Here is a 25,683-nt window from a genome sequence, read left to right as displayed (position 1 = left end):
GACGCCGGGCAGATCCACGCGCAGGCTGCAGATGCCGCGCACCCAGACCTCGACCTTCACGCCGGCCTGGCTGGCGCGGCCACGCCCGTGCGGGCGTGGCGCCGGCGGAGTCACTGGTTGTTGGTGATGAACGAGACGGCGTCCTGCACCGTCTTGAGGTTCTTGACCTCGTCGTCGGGGATCGTGACGCCGAACTTCTCCTCGGCGTTCACCACGATGGTCATCATGGAGATGGAGTCGATGTCGAGGTCGTCGGTGAACGACTTCTCGAGCGACACCTCCGAGGCGTCGATGCCGGTCTCGTCGGTGATCAGCTCGGCCAGGCCGGCGAGGACCTCGTCGTTGGTGAGTGCCATGGTGTCTCCTCAGGCGGGTTGTGGTTGGGGAATGGGGATCTGAAGAACCGACGCTCAGTCTATGAGCGTGCGCGGCGGGTTCAGGGGAGCACGACCACCTGTGCCGCGAACACGAGGCCGGCCCCGAAGCCGATCTGCAGCGCCAGGCCGCCGCTCAGCTCCGGCCGCTCCTGCAGCAGGCGGTGCGCGGCGAGCGGGATCGACGCGGCCGACGTGTTGCCGGTGGTCGTGATGTCGTTCGCGATCGCGACGGTGTCGGGCAGGCCGAGCTGCTTCGCGAACTCGTCGACGATGCGCATGTTGGCCTGGTGGGGGATGAACGCCGCCAGCTCCTCGGGCTTCACGCCCGCGTTCTCGAGCGTCTCCTTGGCGACCTTGGCCATCTCCCACACGGCCCAGCGGAACACGCTCGGGCCCTCCTGGCGCAGCGTGGGCCAGGCGGCCTCGCCGTCGCGGAACTGCGTGAGGGTGGCGTTCATGCCCACCAGGTCGGCCTTGGAGCCGTCCGAGCCCCAGCTCGTCGCCGACACGCCGGGGGTGTCGCTCGGGCCGAGCAGCGCCGCGCCCGCGCCGTCGCCCAGCAGGAAGGAGATGGACCGATCGGTGGGGTCGATGACGTCGCTGAGCTTCTCGGCGCCGATGACCACGGCGTAGCGGGCCCCGCCGGCGCGGATGAGCGCGTCGGCCTGCGCGATGGCGTAGCAGTAGCCGGCGCATGCCGCGTTCATGTCGTAGGCGGCGGCGGGCGTGGCGCCGATGCGGTCGGCGACGACCGCCGCGATCGACGGCGTCTGCTGCACGTTGCTGATCGTCGCGACGATCACGAGGTCGACCTCTGCGGGATCGACCCCGGACTTCTCGACGGCCTCCTGCGCGGCGGCTGCGGCGAGCTCCAACGCGCCGGTTTCGCGATTCGCCCGCGCGCGCGTGACGACGCCGGTGCGCTGGCGGATCCACTCGTCGCTCGAGTTGATCGGCTCGATGATGTCCGCGTTCGGGACGGCGTTCTCGCCGCGCGCGGCGCCCATCGCGTAGATGCGCGAGTGGGCGGCGCCGGCGGATTCCTTCAGAGTGGGCATTCGGGTCTTTCCGTTCAGGCGGCCGCGAGGAGCTCGCGCGCGGCCTCGAGGTCTTCGGGAGTCTTCACGGCCACGCACGGCACGCCCTTGAGACCGCGCTTGGCGAGGCCCACGAGAGCGCCGGCCGGCGCGAGCTCGATGATGCCGGTCACGCCGCGGTCGGCGAACGACGCCATGCACAGGTCCCAGCGCACGGGGCTGGAGACCTGGTGGACGATCAGCTCGAGCGCTCGCGCGCCGGTGTCCACCGGCTCACCGTCGCTGTTGCTCCACAGCAGCAGCTGCGGATCGGCCGCGTCGATCGTGTCGACCGCGTCCTGGAGGGCGTCCCTCGCGGGCGCCATGTAGCGCGTGTGGAAGGCTCCGGCCACCTGCAGGGGGATGACGCGCGCGCCGCGCGGGGCGTTCTCGGCCAGCGCGGCGAGCGCGCCTCTCGCACCGGCGGCCACGATCTGGCCGCCGCCGTTGTAGTTGGCGGGCTCGAGGCCGTGCTCGGCGATGGCCTGCAGCACCTGCTCCTCGACGCCGCCCACGACGGCGCTCATGCCCGTCTCGGCGAGCGCGGCGGCCTCGGCCATGGCACGACCGCGGGCGCCGACGACGCGCATCGCGGCCTCGTCGGAGATCACGCCGGCGGCCGCCAGCGCGGCGAGCTCGCCGACCGAGTGGCCGGCGACGCCCGCGGGGCGCGCGCCCTCGGCGGTCAGCGCGGTCCACGACAGCAGGCTCGCGGCGACGATCAGCGGCTGCGCCACGCTCGTGTCGCGGATGCGATCGGCGTCCCACTCGGTGCCGGCCGCGAGCAGATCGACCTGCGCCGCATCCGCGTAGGCCTGGAGGCGCTCACGGGCGCCCTCCAGCTCGAGCCAGGGGGAGAGGAAGCCGGGAGTCTGCGAGCCCTGTCCGGGGCATACGACAACGATCACTCTGCAAGTCTGCCAATCATCCGAGCCGGTCCGGTGGAGGCGCTCTCACAAGAATCCCGGAAAGCGTTGTGCGTGGTTCACAGGGCGCGGGCTGCCGCGTCCTCTCAGCGCGGGCGCCTCACGGCGGGCCGGCGCCGCGTGGCCTCGGTGCCCATCGAGCCGAGGATGAGGGCCGTCTGCAGGATCAGGGCCTCGCGCGGGCCAGTGGCGTCCCATCCGATGACGTCGCCCACCTTCTTGAGGCGGTACCGCACGGTGTTGGGGTGGACGAACAGCTCGCGGGCCGTCGCCTCGAGCGAGCGGCCGTTGTCGAGGTAGGCCCACAGCGTGGTCACGAGATCGGTTGAGTGATCGGCGAGGGGCTGGTAGATCCGCTCCACGAGCGTGCGCTTGGCCACGGGGTCGCCAGCGAGGGCGCGCTCCGGCAGGAGGTCGTCGGCCTCGACGGGGCGCGGGGCGCCGCGCCAGGCGCGCGCGACCGCGAAGCCCGCGAGGGCCGCGCGGGCGCTGCGGCTCGCGTCGACGAGGGCGGCGACCGTGGGGCCCAGCACGAGGTGGCCCTCGCCGAAGTGCGGCTCGAGGCCGCGGGCGATCTCGTCGAACGGCAGCTCGGGCTGCTCCGCCGCCCGCGGCGCCTGCGCGCGACCGAGCACGAGCACGAGTCGGGAGCCCTGCACGCCGATGAGCACGTCGACGCCGAGCTTGCGGGCCGTGCGGCGCACCTGATCCACGTCGAAACCGCGGGGAGTGGTGCCCACGAGCACGCACGACTCGCCGTGGCCGTGCCAGCCGAGCGCCGCGATCCGGCTCGGCAGCTCCTCGTCGGCCTCACCGGTGAGGATCGAGTCGACGACGAGCGCCTCGAGGCGGGCATCCCACAGCCCGCGCGATTCCGCCGCGCGGGCGTAGACATCGGCGGCCGTGAACGCCACCTCGCGCGAGTAGAGCAGGATCGCCTCGCGGAGCTGCTCGCTCTTGCTCGCCACGCGCTCCTCGACCACCTCGACGGTGATCCGCACCAGCTGCAGCGTCTGCTGCAGGCTCACGCTGCGCAGCAGCTCGCGCGGCGCGGCGGCGAAGATGTCGGCCGCGATAGACGGCGTCGTGGTGGGGTCGTCGAACCACTGCACGAACGACGAGATGCCGGCCTGGGCGACGAGACCGACCGCCGAGCGGCGCCCTGGCGGCATCTCCGTGAACCACGGCAGCGACTCCTCGAGCCGCCGCGTGGTGGCGGTGGCGAGGTCGCCGGAGATGCGCCGGAGCCAGGCGAGGGTGGCGGCCTTGTCGGGATCGACCGCCCCCTCGCCCGTGCGGGCCTCAGGCATCCCCGCCCGCGTTGCCGGACGTGCCGGCGCCGACCTCGTGCAGGCGGTACTTCTCGATCGCCTGGCCGACCACGGAGCGGTCGACCTTGCCCTGCTCGGCGAGCATCTGCAGCGCCTTGACGACCATCGACGGCCCGTCGATCTTGAAGAAGCGGCGGGCGGCGGGGCGCGTGTCGCTGAAGCCGAAGCCGTCGGCGCCCAGGGTGCCGTAGGGACCGGGCACCCAGGGGCGGATCTGGTCCTGGACGGCGTGCATGAAGTCGCTCGTCGCGACGAACGGCTGGCCCTCGGCGTGCTTCAGCTTCTCGGTGAGGTACGCCGTGCGCGGGTCCTCGTCCGGGTGCAGGAAGTTGTGCTCGTCGGCGGCCAGGCCGTCGCGGCGCAGCTCGGTCCAGCTCGTCACCGACCACACGTCGGCCACGACACCCCAGTCGCTCTTCAGCAGCTCCTGGGCCTCGAGGGCCCACGGCACGCCCACGCCCGAGGCGAGCAGCTGCACGCGGTGCCCGTCGCCGGAACCCTCGGCCACGCGGTGGATGCCCTTGACGATGCCCTCGACGTCGACACCCTCGGGCTCGGCCGGCTGCACCATCGGCTCGTTGTACACCGTGAGGTAGTACATGACATCCGGGTCGGGGTGCTGGCCGCCGTACATCCGCTCGATGCCGGACTGCACGATGTGCGAGATCTCGTACCCGTAGGCCGGGTCGTAGCTGAGGACCGCCGGGTTGGTCGAGGCGAGCAGGTGCGAGTGCCCGTCCATGTGCTGCGTGCCCTCGCCCGCGAGCGTGGTGCGGCCCGCGGTCGCGCCGATGATGAAGCCGCGCGTCAGCTGGTCGCCGGCGGCCCAGAACGCGTCGCCCGTGCGCTGGAAGCCGAACATCGAGTAGAAGATGTAGACCGGCAGCAGCGGCTCGCCGTGCGTCGAGTACGAGGTGCCCGCGGCGGTGAACGCCGCGGTGGCGCCGGCCTCGTTGATGCCGACGTGCATGATCTGGCCCTGCGGGCTCTCCTTGTAGGCCAGGAGCAGCTCGCGGTCGACCGAGGTGTAGTTCTGGCCGTGCGGGTTGTAGATCTTCGCGGTCGGGAAGTACGAGTCCATGCCGAACGTGCGCGCCTCGTCGGGGATGATCGGCACGATCCGGTTGCCGAAGCCCTTGACCTTCATGAGGTCCTTGAGCATGCGCACGAACGCCATGGTCGTGGCGACCTGCTGCGTGCCCGAGCCCTTCTTCGGCAGCGCGTAGTCCTTGTCCTGCGGCAGCTCGAGCCCGACGTGCGTCGTGCGGCGCTCGGGCAGGAAGCCGCCGAGGTCCTTGCGGCGCTCCAGCATGTACTGGATCGTCTCGTCCTCCAGGCCCGGGTGGTAGTAGGGCGGGTGGTAGGGGTTCTCCTCGAGCTGCGCGTCGGTGACGGGGATGTCCATCGTGTCGCGGAACAGCTTGAGGTCGTCGAGCGTCATCTTCTTCATCTGGTGGGTCGCGTTGCGGCCCTCGAAGTGCGGCCCGAGGCCGTAGCCCTTGACGGTGTGGGCGAGGATGACGGTGGGCTGGCCCTTGTGCTCCATGGCCGCCTTGTACGCCGCGTACACCTTGCGGTAGTCGTGGCCGCCGCGCTGCAGGTTCCAGATCTGCTCGTCGGTGTAGTCCTTCACGAGCTCGAGGGCGCGCGGGTCGCGGCCGAAGAAGTTCTCGCGGATGTACGCGCCCGACTCGGCCTTGTAGGTCTGGAAGTCGCCGTCGGGCGTCGTGTTCATGAGGTTGAGCAGCGCGCCCTCGACGTCGCGGGCGAGCAGGTCGTCCCAGCCGCGGCCCCAGATGAGCTTGATGACGTTCCAGCCGGCGCCGCGGAAGAAGCTCTCGAGCTCCTGGATGATCTTGCCGTTGCCGCGCACGGGGCCGTCGAGGCGCTGCAGGTTGCAGTTGATCACGAACGTGAGGTTGTCGAGGCCCTCGTTCGCCGCCACCTGCAGCTGGCCGCGCGACTCGACCTCGTCCATCTCGCCGTCGCCGAGGAAGGCCCACACGTGCGAGTCCGCGACGTCCTTGATGCCGCGGTTGGCGAGGTACTTGTTCGTCATCGCCTGGTAGATCGCGTTGATCGGGCCGAGGCCCATCGACACCGTCGGGTACTGCCAGAAGTCCGGCATCATGCGCGGGTGCGGGTAGGAGGGGATGCCGACGGGCGCGGCCGACTTCTCCTGGCGGAAGCCGTCGAGCTGCTGTTCGGTGAGGCGGCCCTCGAGGAAGGCGCGCGCGTACATGCCGGGGGAGGCGTGGCCCTGGTAGAAGATCTGGTCGCCGCCGTTGCCGGCGTCCTGCCCGCGGAAGAAGTGGTTGTGGCCGACCTCGTAGAGCGACGCCGCCGACGCGTACGTCGAGATGTGGCCGCCCACGCCGATGCCGGGGCGCTGCGCGCGGTGCACCGTGATGGCCGCGTTCCAGCGGATCCAGTGGCGGTAGCGGCGCTCCAGCTCCTCGTCGCCGGGGAAGTCGGGCTCGTCCTCGGCGGAGATCGTGTTGACGTAGTCCGTCGTCGGGACCATCGGCACGCCCAGGCGGCGCTCCTTCGAGCGCTTCAGCAGGCTCAGCATCACCTCGCGCGCGCGCTGCGGGCCCTTGGCGGCGACGAGCTCGTCCAGCGACTGCTGCCATTCGCTGGTCTCCTCGGGATCGCTGTCCTGCGGCCCCTGCGAGTACGGATCCTGATCGTGAACAGCCACCGGATGACCTTTCGTCTTGCGGCAGTTCGTGCCGCGCGTGTTGCCGGCGCGCGCGGGGTCCCGATGGGGACGGCGCCGCACGCGTATCCTCGCCAGCCTAACGCCATCCGAGGGGCGCTCGGAGTGGACGCCGGGCACGTGCGAGCGGCGGGGAGCGGGCCTCCGCCGCCGCGGTGGGCCCTGCCGGGATCGAACCGACGACAACCTGGGTGTAAACCAGGTGCTCTACCAGCTGAGCTAAAGGCCCCTGCCTCGAGTCTATCCGGGCGGGTCGCGCCGCCCCACGCGCGGGCGTCGGGACCGCGCCGTAGGCTGGAGGGGTGAAGGCCTCTCCCGCGGATCAGCTCCTGCTTCTGGACCTCGCCGACATCGATCGGCGGATGACGGCGGCCGAGGCCGCCCGGACGAACCCGCCGCAGGCGGCGCGCGTGAAGGAGCTGATCGAGCACCGCAACGCGCTCGGCCGCGAGCTGGTGACGCGCACGAACGCCCGCGACGACGTCGCGGCCGAGCTGAAGCGCATCGAGGGCGACATCGACGTGGCGCGCAAGCGCCGCGAGCGCGACGAGCAGCGCCTCGGTCAGACGGCGATCGCGCGCGACGCGCTCGCGCTGCAGGAGGAGATCGCCGCCCTCGGCGCCCGCATCGACGCGCTCGAGACCAGCGAGCTGGAGCTCATGGAGCGCCGCGACGAGGCCGAGGCCGCGCTGGCGGAGCAGCAGGCGCTGCTCGACGCCACGACCGCCGAGGGCCGGCGCCTCAGCGAGGAGGCCAAGCAGGCGGTCACCGACGCGACGCGCGAGCTCACCGAGCTGCGCCGCGACCGCGAGGCGCTCGCGGGGCGGCTGCCCGCCGACCTGCTCGCGGCGTACGAGCGCCTGGCCGAGCGCGGCACGGGCGCCGCGCTGTTCACGCGCACGACCTGCGGCGGGTGCCGCATGACGCTCTCGCCCAGCGACATCTCGGCCGTCCGCTCCACGCCGCTCGACGAGGTGGCGTACTGCCCCGAGTGCGGCACGATCCTCGTGCGCACCAACGAGAGCGGGCTGAACGCCCCGGCCGAGGGCACCGACGGGAAGGTGCGGTTCGAATGACGCGCACGCTCATCGTCGAGGCCGACGGCGGCTCGCGCGGCAACCCGGGCGTTGCCGCGGGCGGCGCCGTCGTGATCGATCCGGCGTCGGGGGAGGTGCTGAGCGAGCTCGGCGTCTTCGTCGGGGTCGCCACGAACAACGTCGCCGAGTACAACGGCATGATCGCCGGCATCGCCGCCGCCGTCGAGCGCGATCCGGACGCGATCCACGTGCGCATGGACTCCAAGCTCGTCGTCGAGCAGATGACGGGCCGCTGGAAGATCAAGCACCCCGACATGCAGGTGCTCGCGCGCCGCGCGCGCGAGCTCATCGGATCGCGCTCCGTCACGTTCGAGTGGGTGCCGCGCAACGACAACAAGCTGGCCGATGCCGCGGCGAACGAGTCGATGGACAAGCGCCTGTCGTTCCGGCGCGACCTCGACGGTCACACCGCGGTGACCGAGGCGGCCGCGGTCGACGGTGAGCGGCTCTTCTGACCCAGCCGACGCACCGGTCTCGCCGTGGTCGTCGGCGGACCGGTTCGTGCTGGGCCGTACGCCGGGCGGCGCCGCCGTCGCGGTCGCGCTCGACGGTGCCGAGGAGGCCGGCCGTCGCCCGCTGAGCGACGCCGAGCTGCCCGCATGGGTCGCCGCGCGCGAGGCCGAGGCGCGGCGCACGGGCCGGGGAGTCCGCTGGATCTGGTCGAGCACGGCCGAGTGGTACCCGGCGCTGCTCGCCGCAGGCGTGCGCGTGGCGCGCTGCCATGACCTGCGGCTGTGCCGCGCGATCCTCGCCCTCGCGGTCCCCAGCGCGCCGGCGGCCGCACCCGCGTGGGATGCCGCGCCGGATGCCGAGCCGGCGGACGCCCTCTTCGCGCTGGACGACGCGGCGCCGCGCGCCACGGACCTCGCGGAGACGACCGCCGAACACGAGCGGCAGGAGGCCGCGGTGGCCCGCGCCGCGGACCCGGGGCGCCTGCGGCTGCTGCTGGCGGCCGAGTCGGCCGGGTCGCTCGTCGCGGCCGAGTTGCGTGCGGCCGGTCTGCCCTGGGACGAGGCGCGGCACGACGAGCTGCTGCGGGCGCAGCTGGGGGAGCGGGTGGCGGGAGGGACGCCCTCGCGGATCGCGGAGGCCGCGGCGCGCGTGCGCGAGGCGCTGGGCGACCCGGCGGCCTCGCTCGACTCGCAGCCCAAGCTGCTGCGCGCCCTGCACCGGGCGGGGGTGCGGGTGGAGTCCACGAGCAAGTGGGAGCTCGCCGAGCACGACCACCCCGTCGTGGAGCCCCTGCTGGAGTACAAGCGCCTGATGCGGCTGTACACGGCCAACGGCTGGGCGTGGTTGGCCGAGTGGGTGCGCGACGGGCGGTTCCGGCCGGTGTACGTGCCCGGTGGGGTCGTCACGGGCCGGTGGGCGTCGTCCGGCGGCGGCGCGCTGCAGCTGCCGCGCGGGCTGCGCGAGGCCGTGCGCGCCGACGAGGGCTGGGTGCTCGTCGACGCCGACGTGGCGCAGCTGGAGCCGCGCGTGCTGGCCGCCATGTCGCGCGACGAGCGGATGGCGCAGGCGGCGGGCACCGATCTGTACGAGGGCATCGTGGCGAGTGGGGCGGTGGCCACGCGGGCGGAGGCGAAGATCGCGATGCTCGGCGCGCTGTACGGATCGACGACGGGTGACGCCGGGCGCCTCGTGCCCCGCCTGCGGCAGGCGTTCCCGCGCGCGATGGCGCTCGTGGATGCGGCCGCGCGCGAGGGGGAGCGGGGCGGGCAGGTCGCGACGTGGCTGGGCCGGGTCTCGCCGCCGCCGGGCGACGCGTGGCACGCGGCCCAGCGCGGCTCGTCCGCGGGCGCCGCCGAGGAGCAGCGCGCCCGGCGCCTCGCGGGCGACCACGGCCGGTTCACGCGCAACTTCGTCGTGCAGGGCACCGCGGCGGAATGGGCGCTGGCCTGGCTGGGGGATCTGCGCGCCCGGCTGGCCGCGATCCCGCCGGTCGCCGAGGATCGCGCGGCGCGCCGATCCGGGCCCGTGTTCGCCCGCCGCCCGCACCTGGCGTTCTTCCTGCACGACGAGGTCATCGTGCACGCGCCGGCCGAGCGGGCGGAGGACGCGGCGGGGGCGGTGCGCGAGGCGGCCGACGCGGCGGGGCGCCTGCTGTTCGGCTCGTTCCCGATCGCGTTCCCGCTCGACATCCGCGTCGGACGCAGCGCCGCCAAGGACTGAGCGGCGAGAATCCACGCCCGCGCCGAGGATCCATGCGCGCCTGGATTCTCGGCGCACAGATGGATTCTCGGCGGTAGGTGACAGTGCGAATGGGCCGGCCTGTACGCCGGGTTCTGTTCCGGAGCCTGAGCTCCTTCGACGGCCATCTCTCTCGGCGACACGTTGCCGTGCCGCTCCAGCAACCTACCCGGGGACTCGGCGGGCCGCGTCAACATCCCCTGTTGGTCTTGCTCCGGGCGAGGTTTACCCAGCGAGCCGTGTCACCACGGCCCCTGGTGGTCTCTTACACCACCGTTTCACCCTTACCGGCCGAGGCCGGCGGTCTGCTCTCTGTTGCACTTTCTCGCGGATCGCTCCGGGTGGGTGTTACCCACCGCCCTGCCCTGTGGAGCCCGGACGTTCCTCGGCGCGCTCGCGCGCGACGCGGCCGTCCGGCCGACCCATTCGCCCGCCCAGTCTACGCGGAGGGGCTGCTGAGCTCCCTGAGGTACTCGTCGTCCGACTTCGCCAGGCTCGCGGCGCCGATGATGCCGGCGTTGTTGCGGTGCGTGGCGGTCTTGAACTCCGCGCGCGTCGTGATGAGCGGCATGAACTTCTCGGGGTTCTTCGAGACCCCGCCGCCGACGAGGATGAGATCGGGGGAGAAGAGGAACTCCACGTGGTCGTAGAACTTCTGCAGCCGTCCCGCCCACTTCTCCCACGACAGGCCGTCGCGCTCGCGCGCGGTGGCGGCGGCGTAGCGCTCGATCGACTCGCCCTTCCAGATGAGGTGACCCAGCTCGGTGTTCGGCACGAGCTTTCCCTCGAAGAGGAAGGCCGATCCGATGCCCGTGCCCAGCGTGGTGAGGATCGTCAGGCCCGGCTGACCCTTCGCGCCGCCGTAGCGGAGCTCGGCGAGGCCGGCCGCGTCGGCGTCGTTGACGAAGTGGATGTCGCGGCCGAGGCCGTCCTCGAAGAACTTCTCGGCCTCGAAGCCGATCCAGTCCTTCGACACGTTCGCGGCCGAGAGCGTGCGGCCGCCCTTGACGATGGTGGGGAAGCAGATGCCCAGCGGCAGCGCGTCGGCCTCGTCGCCGAGGAGGTCGAGCAGAGCGTGCACCGTGGCGAGCACATCGGCGGGGTGGGCGCCGTCCGGGGTGTCGATCCTGACGCGATCGCTCAGCAGCTCGCCGGAGTCCAGATCAACGATGCCGGCCTTCATGCCGGTGCCCCCGACGTCGACGCCGACCGCACGATTCTCGCTTTTCGCCATGATCTTCAGATTACCGATGATGCGAGGCGCGAATGACCACGGAACGACCGAACGCCGAACGCCGGCCCCGAAGGACCGGCGTTCACGGGTGTGGATCCCGCTCAGGCGCTCTTGGCGGACGAGTCCGTCTCGCCGCGGCGGGCGCGCACGTACGCGAGCCGCTCGGCGAGGATCTCCTCGAGCTCGGGGATCGAGCGGCGCTCAAGCAGCATGTCCCAGTGCGTGCGGGGTGCCTTGTCGCCGGAGTGGTCGACCTCGGCCTGTCCGGTGTCGGTCTGCAGCAGCGCCTCACCGCCGCACGTGCGGCACTCCCACGTCGTGGGTGCCTCGGCGTCGGCCGCGAAGGTGAGCACGGTGTCACGCCCGCACTGGCTGCAGGTGTACGTGTACTGCGCGCGCTCCATGAACACGACGCCCTCTTCGCTCTGCAGGCTCTGAGCGCCGAGTCGGATGCCACGAAGGCTGCGGTCTGCCATGGTGTGGTCCTTTCGTCAACTCCCCTGTATAACGCTCGCGCCTGTGCGGATCATCCGAACGGCGGGCGCCGCGCGGCTTCTCCCAGGCGATGCTCAGTGCCTGGCGGCGCCGCGCGGGAAGCGCGCTACGCCAGCGCCGCGAGCGCGTCGTCGGCTCGGTCGGTCACGATACCGTCCACGCCCATCGCGACGAGCCGGCGCATGTCGGCGACGTCGTTCACGGTCCACACGTGCACCTCGCATCCGGCCTCGTGCGCGAGCGCGATGAAGCGCGACGTGACGACGCGGATCGGCCCCTGTCGCTCCGGCACCTGCAGCGCGTCGATGCCGCGCAGGGCCCGCAGGGCGAGGGGGCGCAGGCGCAGCGTGACGCCCAGCAGGAAGCGGACGATCGTGCCGCGCCCGGCCGAGGCGGCGGGGCGCTCGGGTGCAGCCGCCGCGAGCGCGGCGCGGCGGCGGGCGTCGGAGAAGCTCGTGAGCAGCACGCGATCCGGTGCGGTCGCGGCGATCCGCCCGGCCGGTGCCGCGGCGGCCGCGGCCTTCACATCCACGTTGAAGCGGACGTCCGGGAACGTGTCGAGGGCCTGTGCGAGCGTGACCGCGCCGCCGCGATCGGCGAGCAGGGCCTCGAACTCGGCCAGCGTCACGGCGTCGACGCGCCGCGGGTCGCCCGCGACCGACTCGAGCGTGTCGTCGTGGAAGAGCACCACCTCGCCGTCGGCCGTGAGGTGGCAGTCGGTCTCGATGTATGCGACCCCCGCCGCATGCGCCGCCGCGAACGCCGCGAGGGTGTTGGGCGCGATCTCCGGGGAGTCGCGCGGCACGAGGCCCTGGTGCGCGAGCACCCGGGGCCTCGTGCCGTGCGCAAAGTAGGGGTGCGTCACTCTGCCTGGTCGCCGGAGCGGCGCGCGGCCTCCGCGGCGTCGACCGTCGGGCGCGGCGGCAGCGACGAGGCGGACGATCCGCCCACCTGCGACGCCGATGCCTCGGCCTCGGACGAGACCTCCTCCGCGGCCTTCATCGCCTCCTGTGCGGCCTTGAGCGCGTCGCTGACGTCCGGATCGGACGTGCGCGAGGGGGCGGGGCGGGGCGGACGCGGGGCGCCGGGCACCGCACCGCCGGCGAAGCCGCCCGCGATGCCCTTGAGGGCCTCCGTCAGCTCGCTCGGGATGATCCAGAGCTTGCTGGCCTCGCCCTCGGCGATCTTCGGCAGCATCTGCAGGTACTGGTAGGCGAGCAGCTTGTCGTCCGGGGCGCCGGCGTGGATGGCGCTGAAGACGGTCTGGATGGCTTCGGACTCACCCTGGGCGCGCAGCACCTGCGCCTGCTTGTCGCCCTCGGCCTTGAGGATCTCGGACTGACGGGAGCCCTCGGCGACGAGGATCTGCGACTGCTTGTGGCCCTCGGCGGTGAGGATCGCGGCGCGCCGGTCGCGCTCGGCGCGCATCTGCTTCTCCATGGCGTCCTGCAGCGAGGCGGGCGGATCGATCGCCTTCAGCTCGACGCGGTTCACCTTGATGCCCCAGCGGCCCGTGGCCTCGTCGAGCTCGGTCATGAGCTTGGCGTTGATGACGTCGCGGCTGACGAGCGCCTCCTCGAGGTTCAGCGAGCCGACCACGTTTCGCAGCGTGGTGATCGTGAGCTGCTCGACGGCGCCGAGGTAGTTGGCGATCTCGTACGTGGCCGCGCGCGGGTCGGTCACCGTGAAGTACACGACGGTGTCGACGGCGACCGTGAGGTTGTCCTCGGTGATCACGCCCTGCGGCGGGAACGACACGACCTGCTCGCGCAGGTCCACGCGCAGCCGCGGCCGGTCGATGAACGGGACGATGAGGTGCGGTCCGCCGAACAGCGTGCGGTTGTACTTTCCGAGCCGCTCGATGATGACGGCGTCGCTCTGGCGGACGATCGTGATGGCGCGCAGGAGGGTGACGAGCGCGAACACGACGATCGCGATCACGAGCACCCAGAGGATGACGTTGTCCATGGGGGTTTCTCTCTCTCGGCCGGGTGGGGGTCAGTGCGTCGGCTGGGCGGCGGGCGGGCGGTCGGCCACGTACACGAGCGCACCCTTGACGGACTGCACGTACACCACGGCGCCCGCGGGGATCTCGATGGCCGAGGTCGTGCGGGCCGACCACGTCTGCCCGTCGGCGAGCTTCACGACGCCGGCGATGGGCGTGACGGGCTGCTGCACCGTGCCCGCCATGCCGAACAGGGCATCGACGTTGAACTTCATGGGGTCGTGCGGGCGGCGCAGCCGCCGCAGCAGGGGCGGCCGCAGGAACAGCAGCAGCGCGACGGCCGCGACCGCGGCGATGATGATCTGCAGCCAGATCGGTGCGCCCAGCAGCGAGGCGGTGAGCCCCACGGCGCCGCCGATCGCGATCATCAGGAACGTGAACTCGCCCGAGAGCATCTCGATGACGAGCACGATCGCGATCACCGCGAGCCAGCCGATCCAGGCGTAGTCGGCGATATCCATGTGTGTGCCCTCCCTGCGGCCACCCTATCGACTCCGGCGTGTCGCGGTGACGCGCCGCATGGGCAGAACTGCACATGACGATGGCGGACAACGAATCCGGCGATCCGTTGGGCGAAGGCTCCGGGTCCCGCCGGGGCGTCGTTGCTAGTCTCGGGACGGCCGGTCCGTTCCGTCCGGCTCCGTCGTCTCACGCAGGAGTTCACCCGTGTCGCAGCCCCTCGCCCCCGGATCCCTTGCCGGCAAGACCGCCCTCGTCACCGGGTCTTCCCGTGGCATCGGCGCCGACACGATCCGGTACTTCGCCCAGGCGGGGGCGAACGTCGTCATCAACTTCCGCAACAAGGCACCCCGTGCCGAGAAGCTGGCCGCCGAGGTGCGCGAGCTCGGCGTGAAGGCGCTCGTCGTCGGCGCCGACCTCACGGACCCGACCTCGGTGGCCGCCATGTTCGACGCCGTGCGCGCGGAGTTCGGCGCGCTCGACATCCTCGTGCTCAATGCCTCGGGTGGCATGGAGTCGGGCATGGGGGAGGACTACGCGCTCCGCCTCAACCGCGACGCGCAGGTCGGCGTGCTCGAGGCGGCGCTGCCGCTCATGGGCGAGGGCGGGCGCGTCGTGTTCGTCACGAGCCACCAGGCCCACTTCATCCGCACGACGCCGACCATGCCCGAGTACGAGCAGGTCGCGCTGTCGAAGCGCGCGGGCGAGGACGCGCTGCGCGAGCGGATCCCCGCGCTCGAGGAGGCCGGCATCGGCTTCGTGGTGGTCTCGGGCGACATGATCGAGGGCACGATCACGGCGACGCTGCTGGAGCGCGCGAACCCGGGCGCGATCGCGTCGCGCCGCGAGGACGCCGGCAAGCTCTACAACGTCTCGGAGTTCGCCGCCGAGGTGGCCAAGGCGGCCGTCGCGCCCGTTCCCGAGCGGAACGAGCTCCTGCTCGGCGACACCTCGAGCTTCGTCGCGGAGTGACCACCCGGATCCCTCCGCGGAGGGATCCCCGCCGGAATCGTGCGTGACAGGATTGCCGGATGACCTCCCCGCAGTCCCTGTCGCGGCCGCGCACCGCTGAGGCGGAACCGCGCTGGACGCCGCGCTCGCGCCTGGTCTGGTACGCGTGCGTCGCGGCGGTGGCCGTGGTGCTCGTCTCGGTCGCGGCGCCCGTCGAGGCCACGTTCTACGCGGTGCCCGTGCCGTGGGCGCTGCTGCTGGCGGCGGTCCAGGGCGCCGCCCTCGTCGCGGCGGCGCGCTGGCCGGTGTGGTCGATCGCGGCCTTCGCCGGCTCGGGGCTCGCGCTGCGGCTGGCGCCGGCCCCGCCCGCGGCGCCCTGGCCGTGGGCGGTCACGGCGATCATCGCGTTCGCGCTGCTCGTCGGCATCGTCGCGACCGTGCACGGGTGGCGCCTGGGCACGGCCGCCTACGCCGTGCCGGCCGTCGCGGTGTCGGCTCCCGCCTTCTTCGACGACGCGCCGCAGACGCTCGCCAGCACGATCGTGGCGCTGTCGCTCGGGGCCGGCGGCCTGGCCGTGGGCTCGCTGCTCCACGAGCGCATCCGGGTCGCCGGACAGCTGGCCAGGGAGCGCGAGGTGAGCGCCACGGAGCACGAGCGCCGGCTCGTGGCCGAGGAGCGTCAGCGCATCGCGCGCGAGCTGCACGACGTCGTCGCGCACGGGCTCTCGCTCATCCAGGTGCAGGCGACATCGGCGCGCTACCGGCTGCCGGGCCTGCCGGAGGCGGCCGCCGCCGAGTTCGACGACATCGCCCGCTCCGCGCGCACGTCGCTGGGGGAGATGCGGCATCTGCTCGGCGCGCTGCGCGGCGAGGACGCGGCCGAGCTCGCCCCGCAGCCCACGCTCGACGACATCCCGGCGCTCGTCGCCGAGACCGAGCGGGCGGGCGCTGAGGTGCGCCTGCAGCTGAGCGTGGCCGATCCGGTCTCGCGCGGCACCGGCATCGCGGCGTACCGGATCGTGCAGGAGGCCATCAGCAACGCGGTGCGGCACGCGCCGGGCGCGGCCATCGACGTCGCCGTCTCCGGACACGACGGCGCCGTGCTCATCGAGGTGGCCAACGCGCGCGCGGACGGCGAGGCGGCCTCCCGCTCGGGCGACGGGCACGGTCTCGTCGGCATGCGCGAGCGCGCGGCGCTGCTCGGGGGATCGCTGCACGCGGGCCCGACGGCGGCCGGCGGGTTCCGCGTGGCGGCCGCCCTTCCGATCACGCCGCAGGAGGCCTCGTGACCGACCGCATCACGGTGCTCGTCGCCGACGATCAGGCCATGGTGAGGGCCGGCTTCGCCGCGCTCCTCGACGCGCAGGACGGCATCCGCGTGATCGGGCAGGCAGGCGACGGCATCGAGGCCGAGCGCCTCGCGCGCGAGCTGCGCCCCGATGTGATCCTCATGGACGTGCGCATGCCCGAGCGCGACGGGATCGAGGCGACCAGGCGCATCCTGCAGCCGGCGCACCCCCTGCCGCACGTGCCGCGGATCCTCATGCTGACGACGTTCGACGTGGACGAGTACGCCTTCGACGCGCTGCGGGCCGGCGCCAGCGGCTTCCTGCTCAAGGACGCCCTGCCGGACGAGCTCGCGAACGCCGTGCGCGTCGTGGCGGCGGGCGAGGCGCTGCTCGCACCGAGCGTGACGCGCCGCTTCATCGAGCGCTTCGCCGCGCAGCCGGCCGCGCCCACGCGGGCCGCTCTGCGCCTGAACGGGCTCACCGAGCGCGAGCGCGAGGTGCTCGTGCTGATCGGGCGCGGGCTGTCGAACGGCGAGATCGCCGCCGAGCTCTACATCGGCGAGCAGACGGTCAAGACGCACGTGGGCAAGCTGCTGCAGAAGCTCGCGGCACGCGACCGCGTGCAGCTCGTGATCACCGCGTACGACGCGGGCCTCGTGCAGCCCGGCTGACGGCCTCACCCCGTGGTGGGGGAGCGGGCCGCGCGGATTCACCCCGCGGGGTGATCCGCGGCCCGCCGACCGGTTCGTACGTTCTCCCGGTACCCATCCGAGGAGGACCGATGACCGTCGTCGCACCCGCACCCGCACCCGCACCCGCGGTCGCATCCGCACCGCTGCGCGCTGCGGGCATCGCCGCCACCGCGCCGGACGGGCGCGACCGCAGCCTCGACCTGCTGCGCGCGGGCTGCACCGTGCTCGTCGTGCTGCTGCACGCCATGATGGTCGGCGTCACCGTCGTGGACGGCGCGCCGGTGTTCGCCAACGCCCTCGAGACCGCCTGGTTCGCGCCCGTGAGCTGGTTCGCCCAGATGATGCCGCTGTTCTTCCTCGCGGGCGGCGCGACGGGCCTCGGCGCCTGGCGCCGCGCGAGGGCCAGGGGCACGAGCGCGGGCGCGTTCGCCGCGGGGCGGGTGCAGCGGCTGATCGGCCCCGCCCTCACGGTCATGCTCGTCATGGGCGCCGGCCTGCTGGCGCTGACGATCGCCGGCGTGCCGGCCGACATCGTCGCGACCGCGGGCTTCCGCATGTCGCAGCCGCTGTGGTTCCTCGGCGTCTTCGCGCTCGTGCAGGCGCTCGTGCCCGCCATGGCCGCCCTGCACGAGCGGCGCCCGGTCTGGGGCGTCGCCGGCCCGCTCGTCGCCGTGATCGCGATCGACGTCGCCCGCCTGGCCACGGGCATCGAGGGGATCGGGTTCCTGGGGCTCGCGGCGGTGTGGCTGCTCGTGCAGCAGCTCGGCTTCCTGCTGGCCGACGGCGGACTCGAGGCGCTCTCGCGCGATGCGCGGCTGGGGATCGCGACGGGGGCGCTCGCCCTGCTCCTGCTGCTGACCACGGTCGGGCCGTACTCGCCCGACATGTACGTGAACCTGAACCCGCCCACGCTCGCGCTGGTGCTGCTCGGCGCGGTGCAGCTCGCGCTGTTCTCGCTCGCCCAGCCCGCGCTGCGCCGCATCGCGCGGGTGCGCCCGATCGCCGCGATCGCCGACGCGATCGGCGAGCGGTCGATGACGATCTACCTGTGGCACATGCCCGTGCTCATCGGGCTCGCGGGGCTCGGTGCCGCGCTGAGCCTGGCGGACGCCCTGCCGCTGCCCGAGCTGGGATCGCCCGCATGGTGGGCGACGCGGCCCGTGTGGCTCGTCATCGCCGGCGTGGCTGTCGCGGCCGTCGTGGCGGGGGCCGGCCGGCTCCCGCACGCGAAGACGCGCCCGGTCGCCGGCGGCGCGCGCGGCGCAGTGGCCGCCGTCTTCGGCGTGGCCGCGGTCGCGGTCGTCTTCGTCCTCGGACTGAGCTGGGCCGTCGCCGGCCTCAGCGCCGCCCTGATGGCGCTCGCGCTGCGATTCGCCGCGGCGCCGGGGGACAACCCCCCGCCGCGAGCGGGGCGCAGGCCTCATTACGCATCGGCCGGCCGCGCCGCACGCTGGGATCATCCCCGCGGTGGACGCGGATCCGACCAGGGGCTGACGCGCGAGCGCCGTGCCCGTCCGTAGCGTCGAAAGCGATTGAAGGAGACCCGTGGATCTCATCCTGCAAGCCCTGCTCGACACGATCGCGTCACCGTGGATCTACGCCGTGGCGTTCGCGATGGCGGCGATCGACGGCTTCTTCCCGCCCATGCCGAGCGAGACGATCGTCGTCGGCGCGGCGGCCGTGGCGGCCGCGACCGGCGAGCCGAACCTCCTGCTGCTCGGGGCGAGCGCGGCTCTCGGCGCCTTCGCGGGCGACAACGCGACGTACTGGCTGGGCCGGGCCATCGGCACCGAGCGGTTCCGCTGGATGCGCGGTCCGCGCGCGCAGCGCACGATCGGCTGGGCGCGGCGGGGGCTGAGCCGCCGCGGCGCCGCGCTCATGCTCGTCGCCCGCTACATCCCGGTCGGCCGCGTCGCCGTGAACCTCACCGCGGGCGCCACGCGGTACCCCGTGCCGCGCTTCGTCGGGCTCGCGGCGCTGGCGGCGGCGAGCTGGGCCGCCTACTCCGTGGCGATCGGCGCCGTGGCGGGCAGCTGGTTCGAGGACGACCCGCTGATCGGCGCCGCCATTGGCATCGTGTTCGCGATCGTGATGGGCCTCGTCGTGGACCGCGTCCTCGAGTGGCGCCGCGCGCGGCGCGAGCGGCGCGCGGCGGCGCAGGCCGAGCCGGAGCCCGAGCTCGTCGCGTGCTGACGCGTCAGCCGAGCAGCAGGACTACCCCGAGGATGACGGGGATGCAGCCGATCGTGGTCAGGAGCACGGTGTCGCGGGCGATCGTCTCGCCCACGTCGTACCGCTGGGCGTAGTTGAAGACGTTCTGCGCGCTCGGCAGCGCCGCCATGAGCACCACGGCGAGCAGATCGTGCCCGTCCATGCCGAATGCGAAGCGCGCCAGGACCCATGCCGCGATCGGCATGAGAAGGAGCTTCATGCCGGTCGCGACGAGCACGTCCGCGCGGGTGCCTCGGGTGGTGAGCACCCTGCTGCCGTGCAGCGACATCCCGAAGCTGATGAGCAGCACGGGGATGCCGGCACCGGCGATGAGCCGCGCCGGATCCATCACCATGGGTGGCAGCTCCACGGCCGTGAACGCGACGAGCGTGCCCAGGAGTGCGCCGAGGATCATCGGGTTGCGCGCGGTCCGGCGCAGGATGAGGCGGACCTCCGTCGTGCCCGACGAGATCGCATCGAGGATCGCGAGCACCACCGGCGTGAACAGCAGCAGCTGGATGAGGATGATCGGTGCGGAGTACGCGCCGCTGCCGAGCAGGTACGTCGCGATCGGCAGGCCGATGTTGTTGCCGTTCACGTACCCGGCGCCGAGCGATCCGATCACGGTCGCACCGAGCGATCGGCGCAGCACGAACCGGGCGACGAGCGAGTAGAGCAGGAACATCGACAGCGCGGTCAGCAGCGAGACGGGCAGCAGCGACGAGAACAGGACCGCCACGTCGGACTCCGCCAGCACGACGAAGAGCAGGAAGGGGCTCAGCACGAAGAACGTGAGCCGGCTGAGCACATACCGGCCATGCGTGCCGAGGATGCCGATCCGCCCGACGACGTAGCCGATGAGGATCGCGAACCCGACGACGGCGTAGCCGGTGAGCACCGCCGTCATGCTGCTGCCGGCATACTGCGATCCGCTCCCGTGCTCACCCGCTCCACGATACGCGGGGGATGAACCGCGCCCCGTTCCGCACCCGTTCGGAGAACGTAGGCTGGGCGGGTGCCCCACACGCTCGAGCGCATCACCGTCTTCACCGGATCGTCACCCGGCAGGGGAGAGGCGTACCTCGCGGCGGCGCGCGCCGTGGGGACGCGGATCGCGGAGCGCGGCCTCGGCGTCGTGTACGGCGGCGGCAACGTCGGCCTCATGGGCGCGGTGGCCTCCGCGGCCCGCGACGCCGGCGGCGAGGTCATCGGCGTCATGCCGGAGGCGCTGCTGAACAAGGAGGTCGCGCATCGCGACCTCACGGAGTTCGAGGTCGTGCCCGACATGCACGCGCGCAAGATGCGGATGGCCGATCTCGCCGACGGCTTCGTCGCCCTGCCCGGCGGCATCGGCACGCTCGAGGAGTTCTTCGAGGCGTGGACGTGGCTGCAGCTGGGCATCCACGCGAAGCCGATCGCGCTGTACGACGTGGCGGGGTTCTGGCAGCCGGCGCTCGCGCTCGTCGACCGCCTCGTGGAGGAGGGTTTCGTGGCCGACGGCTTCCGCGACCGCCTCATCGTGGCGACGGATCCCGACGAGCTGATCGACCGATTCCTCGACTGGACGCCGCCGCCGCCGAAGTGGCCGGAGGCGTCGAGCCCGACCGCCGCGCTGCGCTGAGCCCGGCCGACGCGGACTCCTGCAGCGCGTGTCTGCGGCCTCCGCTACCGTTGCGACCATGACGGTCCACCCCGCCGATTCCCACGACCTCATCCGCGTGCGCGGCGCGCGCGAGAACAACCTCAAGGGCGTCGATCTCGACCTGCCCAAGCGCCGGCTCACGGTGCTCACGGGCGTGTCGGGATCGGGCAAGAGCTCGCTGGCCTTCGAGACGATCGCCGCCGAGTCGCAGCGGATGATCAACGAGACCTACAGCGCGTTCGTGCAGGGCTTCATGCCGCAGCTGGCGCGCCCCGACGTCGATTCGCTCGACGGCCTCACGACCGCGATCGTCGTGGATCAGGAGCGACTGGGCGCCAACATCCGCTCCACGGTCGGCACCGCGAGCGATGCGAATGCGATGCTGCGGGTGCTGTTCAGTCGGCTGGGCGATCCGCAGATCGGCCCGCCCAACGCGTACTCGTTCAACACGCCCTCGGTGAAGGCGTCGGGCGCGATCCTCGTCGAGCGCACGGGCGGCGCGAAGCGCGAGCGGGCCGACTTCACGATGCTCGGCGGCATGTGCGCCGGCTGCGAGGGAACCGGCCGCGTCTCGGACCTCGACGTGACGCGCATCTACGACCCGTCGCTGTCGCTCGACGACGGCGCGATCCTCGTGCCGGGCTACAAGCCGGGCGGCTGGATGGTGCGGCAGTACAGCGAATCGGGCTTCTTCCCCGGTGACGTGCCGGTGGGGGAGTTCACCCCCGAGCAGCTGCACGACTTCCTCCACCGCGAGGAGACCAAGGTCAAGCTCAACGGCATCAACATCACCTATCTGGGTCTCGTGCCGCGCATCCGGCAGTCGATGCTGTCGAAGGATCGCGACGCCATGCAGCCGCACATCCGCGCCTGGGTGGACGAGGCCGTCACGTTCGGTCCGTGCCCGGAGTGCGAGGGCACGCGGCTCGCCGCGCCGGCGCGCTCGTCGAAGATCGCCGGGATCTCGATCGCCGATGCGTGCGCCATGCAGGTCTCGGATCTGCTCGCGTGGGTGCGCGGCCTCGACGAGCCGGGAGCGGCGCCGCTGCTGAAGGCGCTCGACGACCTGCTCGCCTCGTTCGTGAACATCGGGCTCGGGTATCTCTCGCTCGACCGCGCGTCGGGCACGCTCAGCGGGGGAGAGGCGCAGCGGCTGAAGATGATCAAGCACTTGGGCTCGCCGCTCACCGACGTCACCTACGTCTTCGACGAGCCGACCGCGGGCCTGCACCCGCACGACATCCAGCGCATGAACGAGCTGCTGCTGCGGCTGCGCGACAAGGGAAACACGGTGCTCGTCGTCGAGCACAAGCCCGAGACGATCGCGATCGCCGATCACGTCGTCGACGTCGGGCCCGGCGCCGGCACGGCGGGCGGCGAGATCTGCTTCTCCGGCACCCTGGAGGGGCTGCGGGGGAGCGGCACCGTGACCGGTCGTCATCTCGACGACCGCGCGCGGCTGAAGGATGCGGTGCGCACGCCGACGGGCGCGATCGAGGTCCGCGGCGCGACGGCCAACAACCTGCGCGATGTGGACGTCGACGTGCCGACCGGTGTGCTCGTGGCGCTCACGGGGGTGGCCGGCAGCGGCAAGAGCTCGCTCGTGAACGCGCAGCTCGCGGGGCGCGACGGGGTCGTGTTCGTCGACCAGAGCGCCATCAAGGGCTCGAGCCGCAGCAACCCCGCCACGTACACCGGCCTGCTCGAGCCGATCCGCAAGGCGTTCGCGAAGGCGAACGGCGTCAAGCCGGCGCTGTTCAGCTCGAACAGCGAGGGCGCGTGCCCCACGTGCAAGGGCAACGGCGCGATCACGACGGAGTTCGGGTTCATGCAGGGCGTCACCACGCCCTGCGAGGACTGCGGCGGCCGCCGGTTCATGGCTTCGGTGCTGGAGTACACCCTGGGCGGCAAGAGCATCGCCGACGTGCTGGACCTGCCGATCGGCGAGGCCCTGGACTTCTTCTCGACCGGAGAGGCGCGGATCCCGGCGGCCGCGAAGATCCTGCAGCGGCTGAGCGACGTCGGTCTGAGTTATGTCAGCCTGGGGCAGTCGCTGTCGACGCTGTCGGGAGGGGAGCGGCAGCGGCTGAAGCTGGCCGTGCAGATGGGCGAGGGCGCGGGGGTGTACGTGCTCGACGAGCCGACGACTGGCCTGCACCTCGCCGACGTGTCCAAGATGCTCGAGATGCTGGACCGGCTCGTCGACGGCGGCACGTCGGTGATCGTGATCGAGCATCACCAGGCCGTCATGGCGCACGCCGACTGGATCATCGACATGGGCCCGGGCGCCGGCCACGACGGCGGCCGCGTCGTCTTCGAGGGCACGCCCGCCCAGCTCGTCGCCGACCGCTCGACGCTCACGGGCCAGCACCTCGCGGAGTATGTGGGCGCCTGATCGTCGCACGCGTGCTACGGTGTCGCACATGGAGACGATCAGCCATCGGGAGATGCGCAACAACAGCGCGGAGATCCTGCGGCGGGTCGAGGCGGGCGAGGAGTTCCAGGTGACCAACAACGGTCATCCCGCCGCCTACATCACGCCCGTGCGGCGATCGACCCTCGACGAGCTGGATGCGTCGGGCGGGGCGCGTCCGCCGACTCTCCCGGCCGCCGACGTCCTGTCGATCGTGCCCGTGACGGCGGATGTCACCACGAGCGAGATCATCGAGGACGCGCGGGGCCGCTGGTGACGATCTCGTACCTCGACACCTCGGCCGCGATGAAGCTGATCGTGCAGGAGGACGGCACCGAGTTCATGCGCCGGTGGCGGCCGACGGCGCGCGCGGTTTCCTCGTGGCTGCTTCACGCGGAGCTGCACGGCGCGGCCGGGCGCAGGCCCGGCGTCGTCTCGCTGGACGCCGTGAACATCGTGCTCGGCACGACGCACCTGATCGACGTCACGCGGGGCGATCTGCTCGCGGCGGGCACGCACGCGCCGTTGCGCTCGAACGACGCCGTGCACCTGGCGACCGCGTTGCGCGTGGGCGCCGACGAGATGGTCACCTATGACGCCGAGCTCGCGCGCGCCGCGCAGTCGGCGGGCCTGCGCGTGCTCGGCATCGGCTGACAGGCGCCTTGCTCGCCGAAACGCTTCTTAGCTGATAATGCACATTATGTCAGTTCAAGCAGTCATTATTGCAGTGGATGAAATCTAGCTCCTGCCCCTCTAGCGGCACGTCCGAGGATACCGCGAACCTCCTCAACTAAGGCCAGATTCCCCCGGATTCTCGGTGCGCGGGGCTCGTGCGACCCGTCGCCCTGAGTCCTCGTCGGTTGGAAACTTCGCGGTGTGTCAACAATCCTCCTTCAGCACCATTGCAATGATCCTTCGTTTGGTGAATGATAAGCGCATCCAATGAAGGGTTGCTTCGATGGTCATTGAGCTCACGAGTCACGTCAAGTGGAGCGCGGGCGTAGCCGTACTTCACCCCGAGGAGCGAACCTTCGAAGAGATGCTCGCGGGCTTTCGGCGCCAGCAGCTCGCGCGAGGCCTGTCGATCGGAACGATCGACGGTCGCGAGGCGCTCGTGCGCAGGTTCATGAAGAGTACGAATCAGTACCCGTGGTTCTGGACCGTCGAGCACGTCGATGAGTTCTTCGGGGACCAGATCGCGATCCACGGAAACAAGCGGCCGACCATCCGTAAGTACCAAGACGCCCTCAACCTGTTCACTGACTTCATCTGCCCCCCGCATACGACTGGGTCAACAGGTGCAACGACATGTTCGGTACGCACCCCGTTCCGGTGCTCCATCAGTGGAACATGGCGCGACACATCCAGGAAGCCGAGCACGGTGGCCGGCGGCGACCATTCCGTCACGCCGAGCTGCAAGCGTTCTTCGACCGCGCTGACGATGAAGCCGACAGCATTGCCCGGCGCAACCGGAAAGGCTGGGCCGCCGCGTTTCGCGACAGTACGCTCTTCAAGCTCACCTACTGCTTTGGGCTTCGACGGAACGAGATCCGGCACCTCGAGACCTTCGACTTCAGCCGCAACCCACACGCACCCGAGTTCGGAAAGTACGGTCACCTCAACGTCCGGTTCGGCAAGGCGATGAAGGGATCCGACTACAAGCAGCGGAACGTGTTGGCGGTGTTCCCATGGGGCTCGGACATCCTCGAAGAGTGGCTCGAGCGCGGACTGCCCCGCTTCGGCGACGGCACCGCACTATTCCCGACGGAGCGAAATACGCTCGTCTCCGAGTCGGCGCTGAACACGCGCTTCCGCCTCTATCGAGACGAGCTCGGCTTCGGCAAGGACCTCACCTTCCACTCGCTTCGGCACTCGTACATCACCCACCTGATCGAGGGCGGATTCGATTCGCTCTTCGTCCAACAGCAGGTCGGACACGAGTACGCATCGACCACCGCGCTCTACACCGGAGTCTCCAGCGACTTCCGCGTCAAGACGCTCAGGCGAACGCTCGACAGTACGATGGCCGACGCGCTCAAGCACGGATTGAAGGACTGACATGCGACGCACCGCCGATTACACCTGGAACCTCGCCGAGCTCATGGCTCGCAACGGGATGCACAACTCGACGGACCTCGCTCCGCATCTCAACAACCAAGGCATTTCCCTCTCGTCAGCGCAGATCTGGCGGCTGGTCACGCAACGACCAGAACGTCTTTCGCTGCCCCTCCTCTCGGCGCTCTGCGACATCTTCCACTGCACACCCGCGGATCTCATCACCGTGACAGCGCAGGATGCGACCACCACAAAGAAGGTCGCCAACCAGGTCGTCGACTACACGGGTCCAGCCAGCCAAGCGCGGCCCCGCCGCGCTCGAGTCCTGCGCGATGAATCCGAATAGTCAAGCGCCCCGCCCGAAGGGCCGGCCAAGAGGCAAAGGTGAGGTGCAATGCGCGCGATGCGGCGACCTCGCCCCGAAGTCTGGGCTGTGTCAAGCTTCGTAGACGATCTCTTTGTGGATTTCAGGCCGCGGTTGCGGTCTGGGCGTAGTAGGCGGCCCGGGTCTCGGCGGGGGT

Annotated in this window: 25 protein-coding genes, 1 tRNA gene and 1 other RNA gene; 14 read left to right on the top strand and 13 right to left on the bottom strand. The window is 71.6% G+C overall.

Annotated features, from left to right (window positions below; all coding sequences use genetic code 11):
- Window positions 1-110: 110 nt before the first annotated feature.
- The 6 genes from ACWDR7_RS11210 to ACWDR7_RS11185 form a co-directional block, all read right to left on the bottom strand.
- On the bottom strand, window positions 111-356 hold the full coding sequence (locus ACWDR7_RS11210; protein WP_449854975.1) for an acyl carrier protein: 246 nt from the start codon (window positions 354-356) through the stop codon (window positions 111-113).
- Between the two features lie 80 nt (window positions 357-436).
- Window positions 437-1,435, bottom strand: a complete 999-nt coding sequence (locus ACWDR7_RS11205; protein WP_449854974.1) for a beta-ketoacyl-ACP synthase III — start codon at window positions 1,433-1,435, stop codon at window positions 437-439.
- A 14-nt stretch (window positions 1,436-1,449) separates the two neighbouring features.
- Window positions 1,450-2,361: an ACP S-malonyltransferase gene (locus ACWDR7_RS11200; protein ID WP_449854973.1), complete on the bottom strand. Its 912-nt coding sequence runs from the start codon at window positions 2,359-2,361 to the stop codon at window positions 1,450-1,452.
- 104 nt (window positions 2,362-2,465) lie between these two features.
- Window positions 2,466-3,689, bottom strand: coding sequence for a PucR family transcriptional regulator (locus ACWDR7_RS11195; protein WP_449854972.1), 1,224 nt, complete (start codon window positions 3,687-3,689; stop codon window positions 2,466-2,468).
- Window positions 3,682-6,411: a pyruvate dehydrogenase (acetyl-transferring), homodimeric type gene (gene aceE, locus ACWDR7_RS11190; RefSeq protein WP_449854971.1), complete on the bottom strand. Its 2,730-nt coding sequence runs from the start codon at window positions 6,409-6,411 to the stop codon at window positions 3,682-3,684. The genes ACWDR7_RS11195 and aceE overlap by 8 nt, the downstream gene beginning before the upstream one ends.
- A gap of 174 nt (window positions 6,412-6,585) precedes the next feature.
- Window positions 6,586-6,658: transfer RNA gene (locus ACWDR7_RS11185), tRNA-Val, on the bottom strand.
- Window positions 6,659-6,731: 73 nt separating this feature from the next.
- Here ACWDR7_RS11185 and ACWDR7_RS11180 point away from each other — a divergent pair.
- Genes ACWDR7_RS11180 through ACWDR7_RS11170 form a run of 3 tightly spaced genes read left to right on the top strand, consistent with a single transcriptional unit; the run spans window position 6,732 to window position 9,698 of the window.
- Window positions 6,732-7,505, top strand: a complete 774-nt coding sequence (locus ACWDR7_RS11180) for a zinc ribbon domain-containing protein (protein WP_449854970.1) — start codon at window positions 6,732-6,734, stop codon at window positions 7,503-7,505.
- Complete coding sequence (locus tag ACWDR7_RS11175; RefSeq protein WP_449854969.1) at window positions 7,502-7,981, top strand: reverse transcriptase-like protein; 480 nt, start codon at window positions 7,502-7,504, stop codon at window positions 7,979-7,981. Before ACWDR7_RS11180 ends, ACWDR7_RS11175 begins: the two co-directional genes overlap by 4 nt.
- A gap of 46 nt (window positions 7,982-8,027) precedes the next feature.
- Window positions 8,028-9,698, top strand: a complete 1,671-nt coding sequence (locus tag ACWDR7_RS11170) for a bifunctional 3'-5' exonuclease/DNA polymerase (RefSeq protein WP_449854968.1) — start codon at window positions 8,028-8,030, stop codon at window positions 9,696-9,698.
- Window positions 9,699-9,784: 86 nt separating this feature from the next.
- On the opposite strand, the gene rnpB is transcribed toward ACWDR7_RS11170, so the two are convergent.
- The 6 genes from rnpB to ACWDR7_RS11140 all read right to left on the bottom strand — a co-directional run bounded on the left by rnpB (window position 9,785) and on the right by ACWDR7_RS11140 (window position 13,911).
- Window positions 9,785-10,141: RNase P RNA component class A (rnpB, locus tag ACWDR7_RS11165), an RNA gene on the bottom strand.
- Between the two features lie 14 nt (window positions 10,142-10,155).
- A complete protein-coding gene (gene ppgK, locus ACWDR7_RS11160; RefSeq protein ID WP_449854967.1) occupies window positions 10,156-10,950 on the bottom strand; it encodes a polyphosphate--glucose phosphotransferase in 795 nt (264 codons plus the stop codon).
- A gap of 101 nt (window positions 10,951-11,051) precedes the next feature.
- Window positions 11,052-11,426 carry an RNA polymerase-binding protein RbpA gene (locus tag ACWDR7_RS11155; RefSeq protein WP_449854966.1) on the bottom strand — a complete coding sequence of 125 codons (375 nt, stop codon included), beginning with the start codon at window positions 11,424-11,426 and terminating at the stop codon, window positions 11,052-11,054.
- A gap of 125 nt (window positions 11,427-11,551) precedes the next feature.
- Window positions 11,552-12,310, bottom strand: a complete 759-nt coding sequence (locus ACWDR7_RS11150) for a glycerophosphodiester phosphodiesterase family protein (protein WP_449854965.1) — start codon at window positions 12,308-12,310, stop codon at window positions 11,552-11,554.
- The gene (locus tag ACWDR7_RS11145) at window positions 12,307-13,413 is read right to left on the bottom strand and encodes an SPFH domain-containing protein (RefSeq protein ID WP_449854964.1); all 1,107 of its coding nucleotides are present in this window, start codon (window positions 13,411-13,413) and stop codon (window positions 12,307-12,309) included. The genes ACWDR7_RS11150 and ACWDR7_RS11145 overlap by 4 nt, the downstream gene beginning before the upstream one ends.
- Window positions 13,414-13,443: 30 nt before the next feature.
- A complete protein-coding gene (locus tag ACWDR7_RS11140) occupies window positions 13,444-13,911 on the bottom strand; it encodes an NfeD family protein (protein ID WP_449854963.1) in 468 nt (155 codons plus the stop codon).
- Between the two features lie 205 nt (window positions 13,912-14,116).
- Between ACWDR7_RS11140 and ACWDR7_RS11135 the strand changes: the two genes are divergently transcribed.
- The 5 genes from ACWDR7_RS11135 (at window position 14,117) to ACWDR7_RS11115 (ending at window position 19,034) form a co-directional block, all read left to right on the top strand.
- Window positions 14,117-14,881, top strand: coding sequence for an SDR family oxidoreductase (locus ACWDR7_RS11135; protein ID WP_449854962.1), 765 nt, complete (start codon window positions 14,117-14,119; stop codon window positions 14,879-14,881).
- A gap of 59 nt (window positions 14,882-14,940) precedes the next feature.
- Window positions 14,941-16,149, top strand: a complete 1,209-nt coding sequence (locus ACWDR7_RS11130) for a sensor histidine kinase (protein ID WP_449854961.1) — start codon at window positions 14,941-14,943, stop codon at window positions 16,147-16,149.
- A complete protein-coding gene (locus ACWDR7_RS11125; RefSeq protein ID WP_449854960.1) occupies window positions 16,146-16,820 on the top strand; it encodes a response regulator in 675 nt (224 codons plus the stop codon). Before ACWDR7_RS11130 ends, ACWDR7_RS11125 begins: the two co-directional genes overlap by 4 nt.
- 110 nt (window positions 16,821-16,930) lie before the next feature.
- Window positions 16,931-18,361 (top strand): acyltransferase family protein, encoded by a 1,431-nt coding sequence (locus ACWDR7_RS11120; RefSeq protein ID WP_449854959.1) that lies wholly within the window; start codon window positions 16,931-16,933, stop codon window positions 18,359-18,361.
- Window positions 18,362-18,386: 25 nt separating this feature from the next.
- Window positions 18,387-19,034: a DedA family protein gene (locus tag ACWDR7_RS11115; RefSeq protein ID WP_449854958.1), complete on the top strand. Its 648-nt coding sequence runs from the start codon at window positions 18,387-18,389 to the stop codon at window positions 19,032-19,034.
- Window positions 19,035-19,038: 4 nt separating this feature from the next.
- On the opposite strand, the gene ACWDR7_RS11110 is transcribed toward ACWDR7_RS11115, so the two are convergent.
- Window positions 19,039-19,959, bottom strand: coding sequence for an AEC family transporter (locus ACWDR7_RS11110; RefSeq protein WP_449854957.1), 921 nt, complete (start codon window positions 19,957-19,959; stop codon window positions 19,039-19,041).
- A 108-nt stretch (window positions 19,960-20,067) separates the two neighbouring features.
- Here ACWDR7_RS11110 and ACWDR7_RS11105 point away from each other — a divergent pair, with 108 nt between their 5' ends.
- The 6 genes from ACWDR7_RS11105 to ACWDR7_RS11080 all read left to right on the top strand — a co-directional run bounded on the left by ACWDR7_RS11105 (window position 20,068) and on the right by ACWDR7_RS11080 (window position 25,508).
- Complete coding sequence (locus ACWDR7_RS11105) at window positions 20,068-20,673, top strand: LOG family protein (protein ID WP_449854956.1); 606 nt, start codon at window positions 20,068-20,070, stop codon at window positions 20,671-20,673.
- 58 nt (window positions 20,674-20,731) lie between these two features.
- Complete coding sequence (locus ACWDR7_RS11100; protein WP_449854955.1) at window positions 20,732-23,089, top strand: ATP-binding cassette domain-containing protein; 2,358 nt, start codon at window positions 20,732-20,734, stop codon at window positions 23,087-23,089.
- Window positions 23,090-23,117: 28 nt separating this feature from the next.
- Entirely contained in the window at window positions 23,118-23,384 is a 267-nt protein-coding gene (locus ACWDR7_RS11095; protein ID WP_449854954.1) for a type II toxin-antitoxin system Phd/YefM family antitoxin, read from the top strand.
- A complete protein-coding gene (locus tag ACWDR7_RS11090) occupies window positions 23,381-23,761 on the top strand; it encodes a type II toxin-antitoxin system VapC family toxin (RefSeq protein WP_449854953.1) in 381 nt (126 codons plus the stop codon). The genes ACWDR7_RS11095 and ACWDR7_RS11090 overlap by 4 nt, the downstream gene beginning before the upstream one ends.
- Window positions 23,762-24,457: 696 nt before the next feature.
- A complete protein-coding gene (locus ACWDR7_RS11085; protein WP_449854952.1) occupies window positions 24,458-25,165 on the top strand; it encodes a tyrosine-type recombinase/integrase in 708 nt (235 codons plus the stop codon).
- Window position 25,166: 1 nt separating this feature from the next.
- Entirely contained in the window at window positions 25,167-25,508 is a 342-nt protein-coding gene (locus ACWDR7_RS11080) for a helix-turn-helix domain-containing protein (RefSeq protein ID WP_449854951.1), read from the top strand.
- Window positions 25,509-25,683 lie beyond the last annotated feature (175 nt).

The sequence above is a fragment of the Microbacterium sp. NPDC003461 genome (assembly GCF_053588335.1).
This window is presented reverse-complemented; position numbering and strand designations above follow the sequence as displayed.

What these genes read in the sequence shown, in the direction of transcription:
- ACWDR7_RS11210 (WP_449854975.1), bottom strand. Translation starts at nt 356, where the DNA reads ATGGCACTCACCAACGACGAGGTCCTCGCCGGCCTGGCCGAGCTGATC.
- ACWDR7_RS11205 (WP_449854974.1), bottom strand. Translation starts at nt 1,435, where the DNA reads ATGCCCACTCTGAAGGAATCCGCCGGCGCCGCCCACTCGCGCATCTAC.
- ACWDR7_RS11195 (WP_449854972.1), bottom strand. Translation starts at nt 3,689, where the DNA reads ATGCCTGAGGCCCGCACGGGCGAGGGGGCGGTCGATCCCGACAAGGCC.
- ACWDR7_RS11175 (WP_449854969.1), top strand. Translation starts at nt 7,502, where the DNA reads ATGACGCGCACGCTCATCGTCGAGGCCGACGGCGGCTCGCGCGGCAAC.
- ppgK (WP_449854967.1), bottom strand. Translation starts at nt 10,950, where the DNA reads ATGGCGAAAAGCGAGAATCGTGCGGTCGGCGTCGACGTCGGGGGCACC.
- ACWDR7_RS11155 (WP_449854966.1), bottom strand. Translation starts at nt 11,426, where the DNA reads ATGGCAGACCGCAGCCTTCGTGGCATCCGACTCGGCGCTCAGAGCCTG.
- ACWDR7_RS11145 (WP_449854964.1), bottom strand. Translation starts at nt 13,413, where the DNA reads ATGGACAACGTCATCCTCTGGGTGCTCGTGATCGCGATCGTCGTGTTC.
- ACWDR7_RS11140 (WP_449854963.1), bottom strand. Translation starts at nt 13,911, where the DNA reads ATGGATATCGCCGACTACGCCTGGATCGGCTGGCTCGCGGTGATCGCG.
- ACWDR7_RS11130 (WP_449854961.1), top strand. Translation starts at nt 14,941, where the DNA reads ATGACCTCCCCGCAGTCCCTGTCGCGGCCGCGCACCGCTGAGGCGGAA.
- ACWDR7_RS11120 (WP_449854959.1), top strand. Translation starts at nt 16,931, where the DNA reads ATGACCGTCGTCGCACCCGCACCCGCACCCGCACCCGCGGTCGCATCC.
- ACWDR7_RS11110 (WP_449854957.1), bottom strand. Translation starts at nt 19,959, where the DNA reads ATGACGGCGGTGCTCACCGGCTACGCCGTCGTCGGGTTCGCGATCCTC.
- ACWDR7_RS11100 (WP_449854955.1), top strand. Translation starts at nt 20,732, where the DNA reads ATGACGGTCCACCCCGCCGATTCCCACGACCTCATCCGCGTGCGCGGC.
- ACWDR7_RS11095 (WP_449854954.1), top strand. Translation starts at nt 23,118, where the DNA reads ATGGAGACGATCAGCCATCGGGAGATGCGCAACAACAGCGCGGAGATC.
- ACWDR7_RS11085 (WP_449854952.1), top strand. Translation starts at nt 24,458, where the DNA reads ATGGCGCGACACATCCAGGAAGCCGAGCACGGTGGCCGGCGGCGACCA.
- ACWDR7_RS11080 (WP_449854951.1), top strand. Translation starts at nt 25,167, where the DNA reads ATGCGACGCACCGCCGATTACACCTGGAACCTCGCCGAGCTCATGGCT.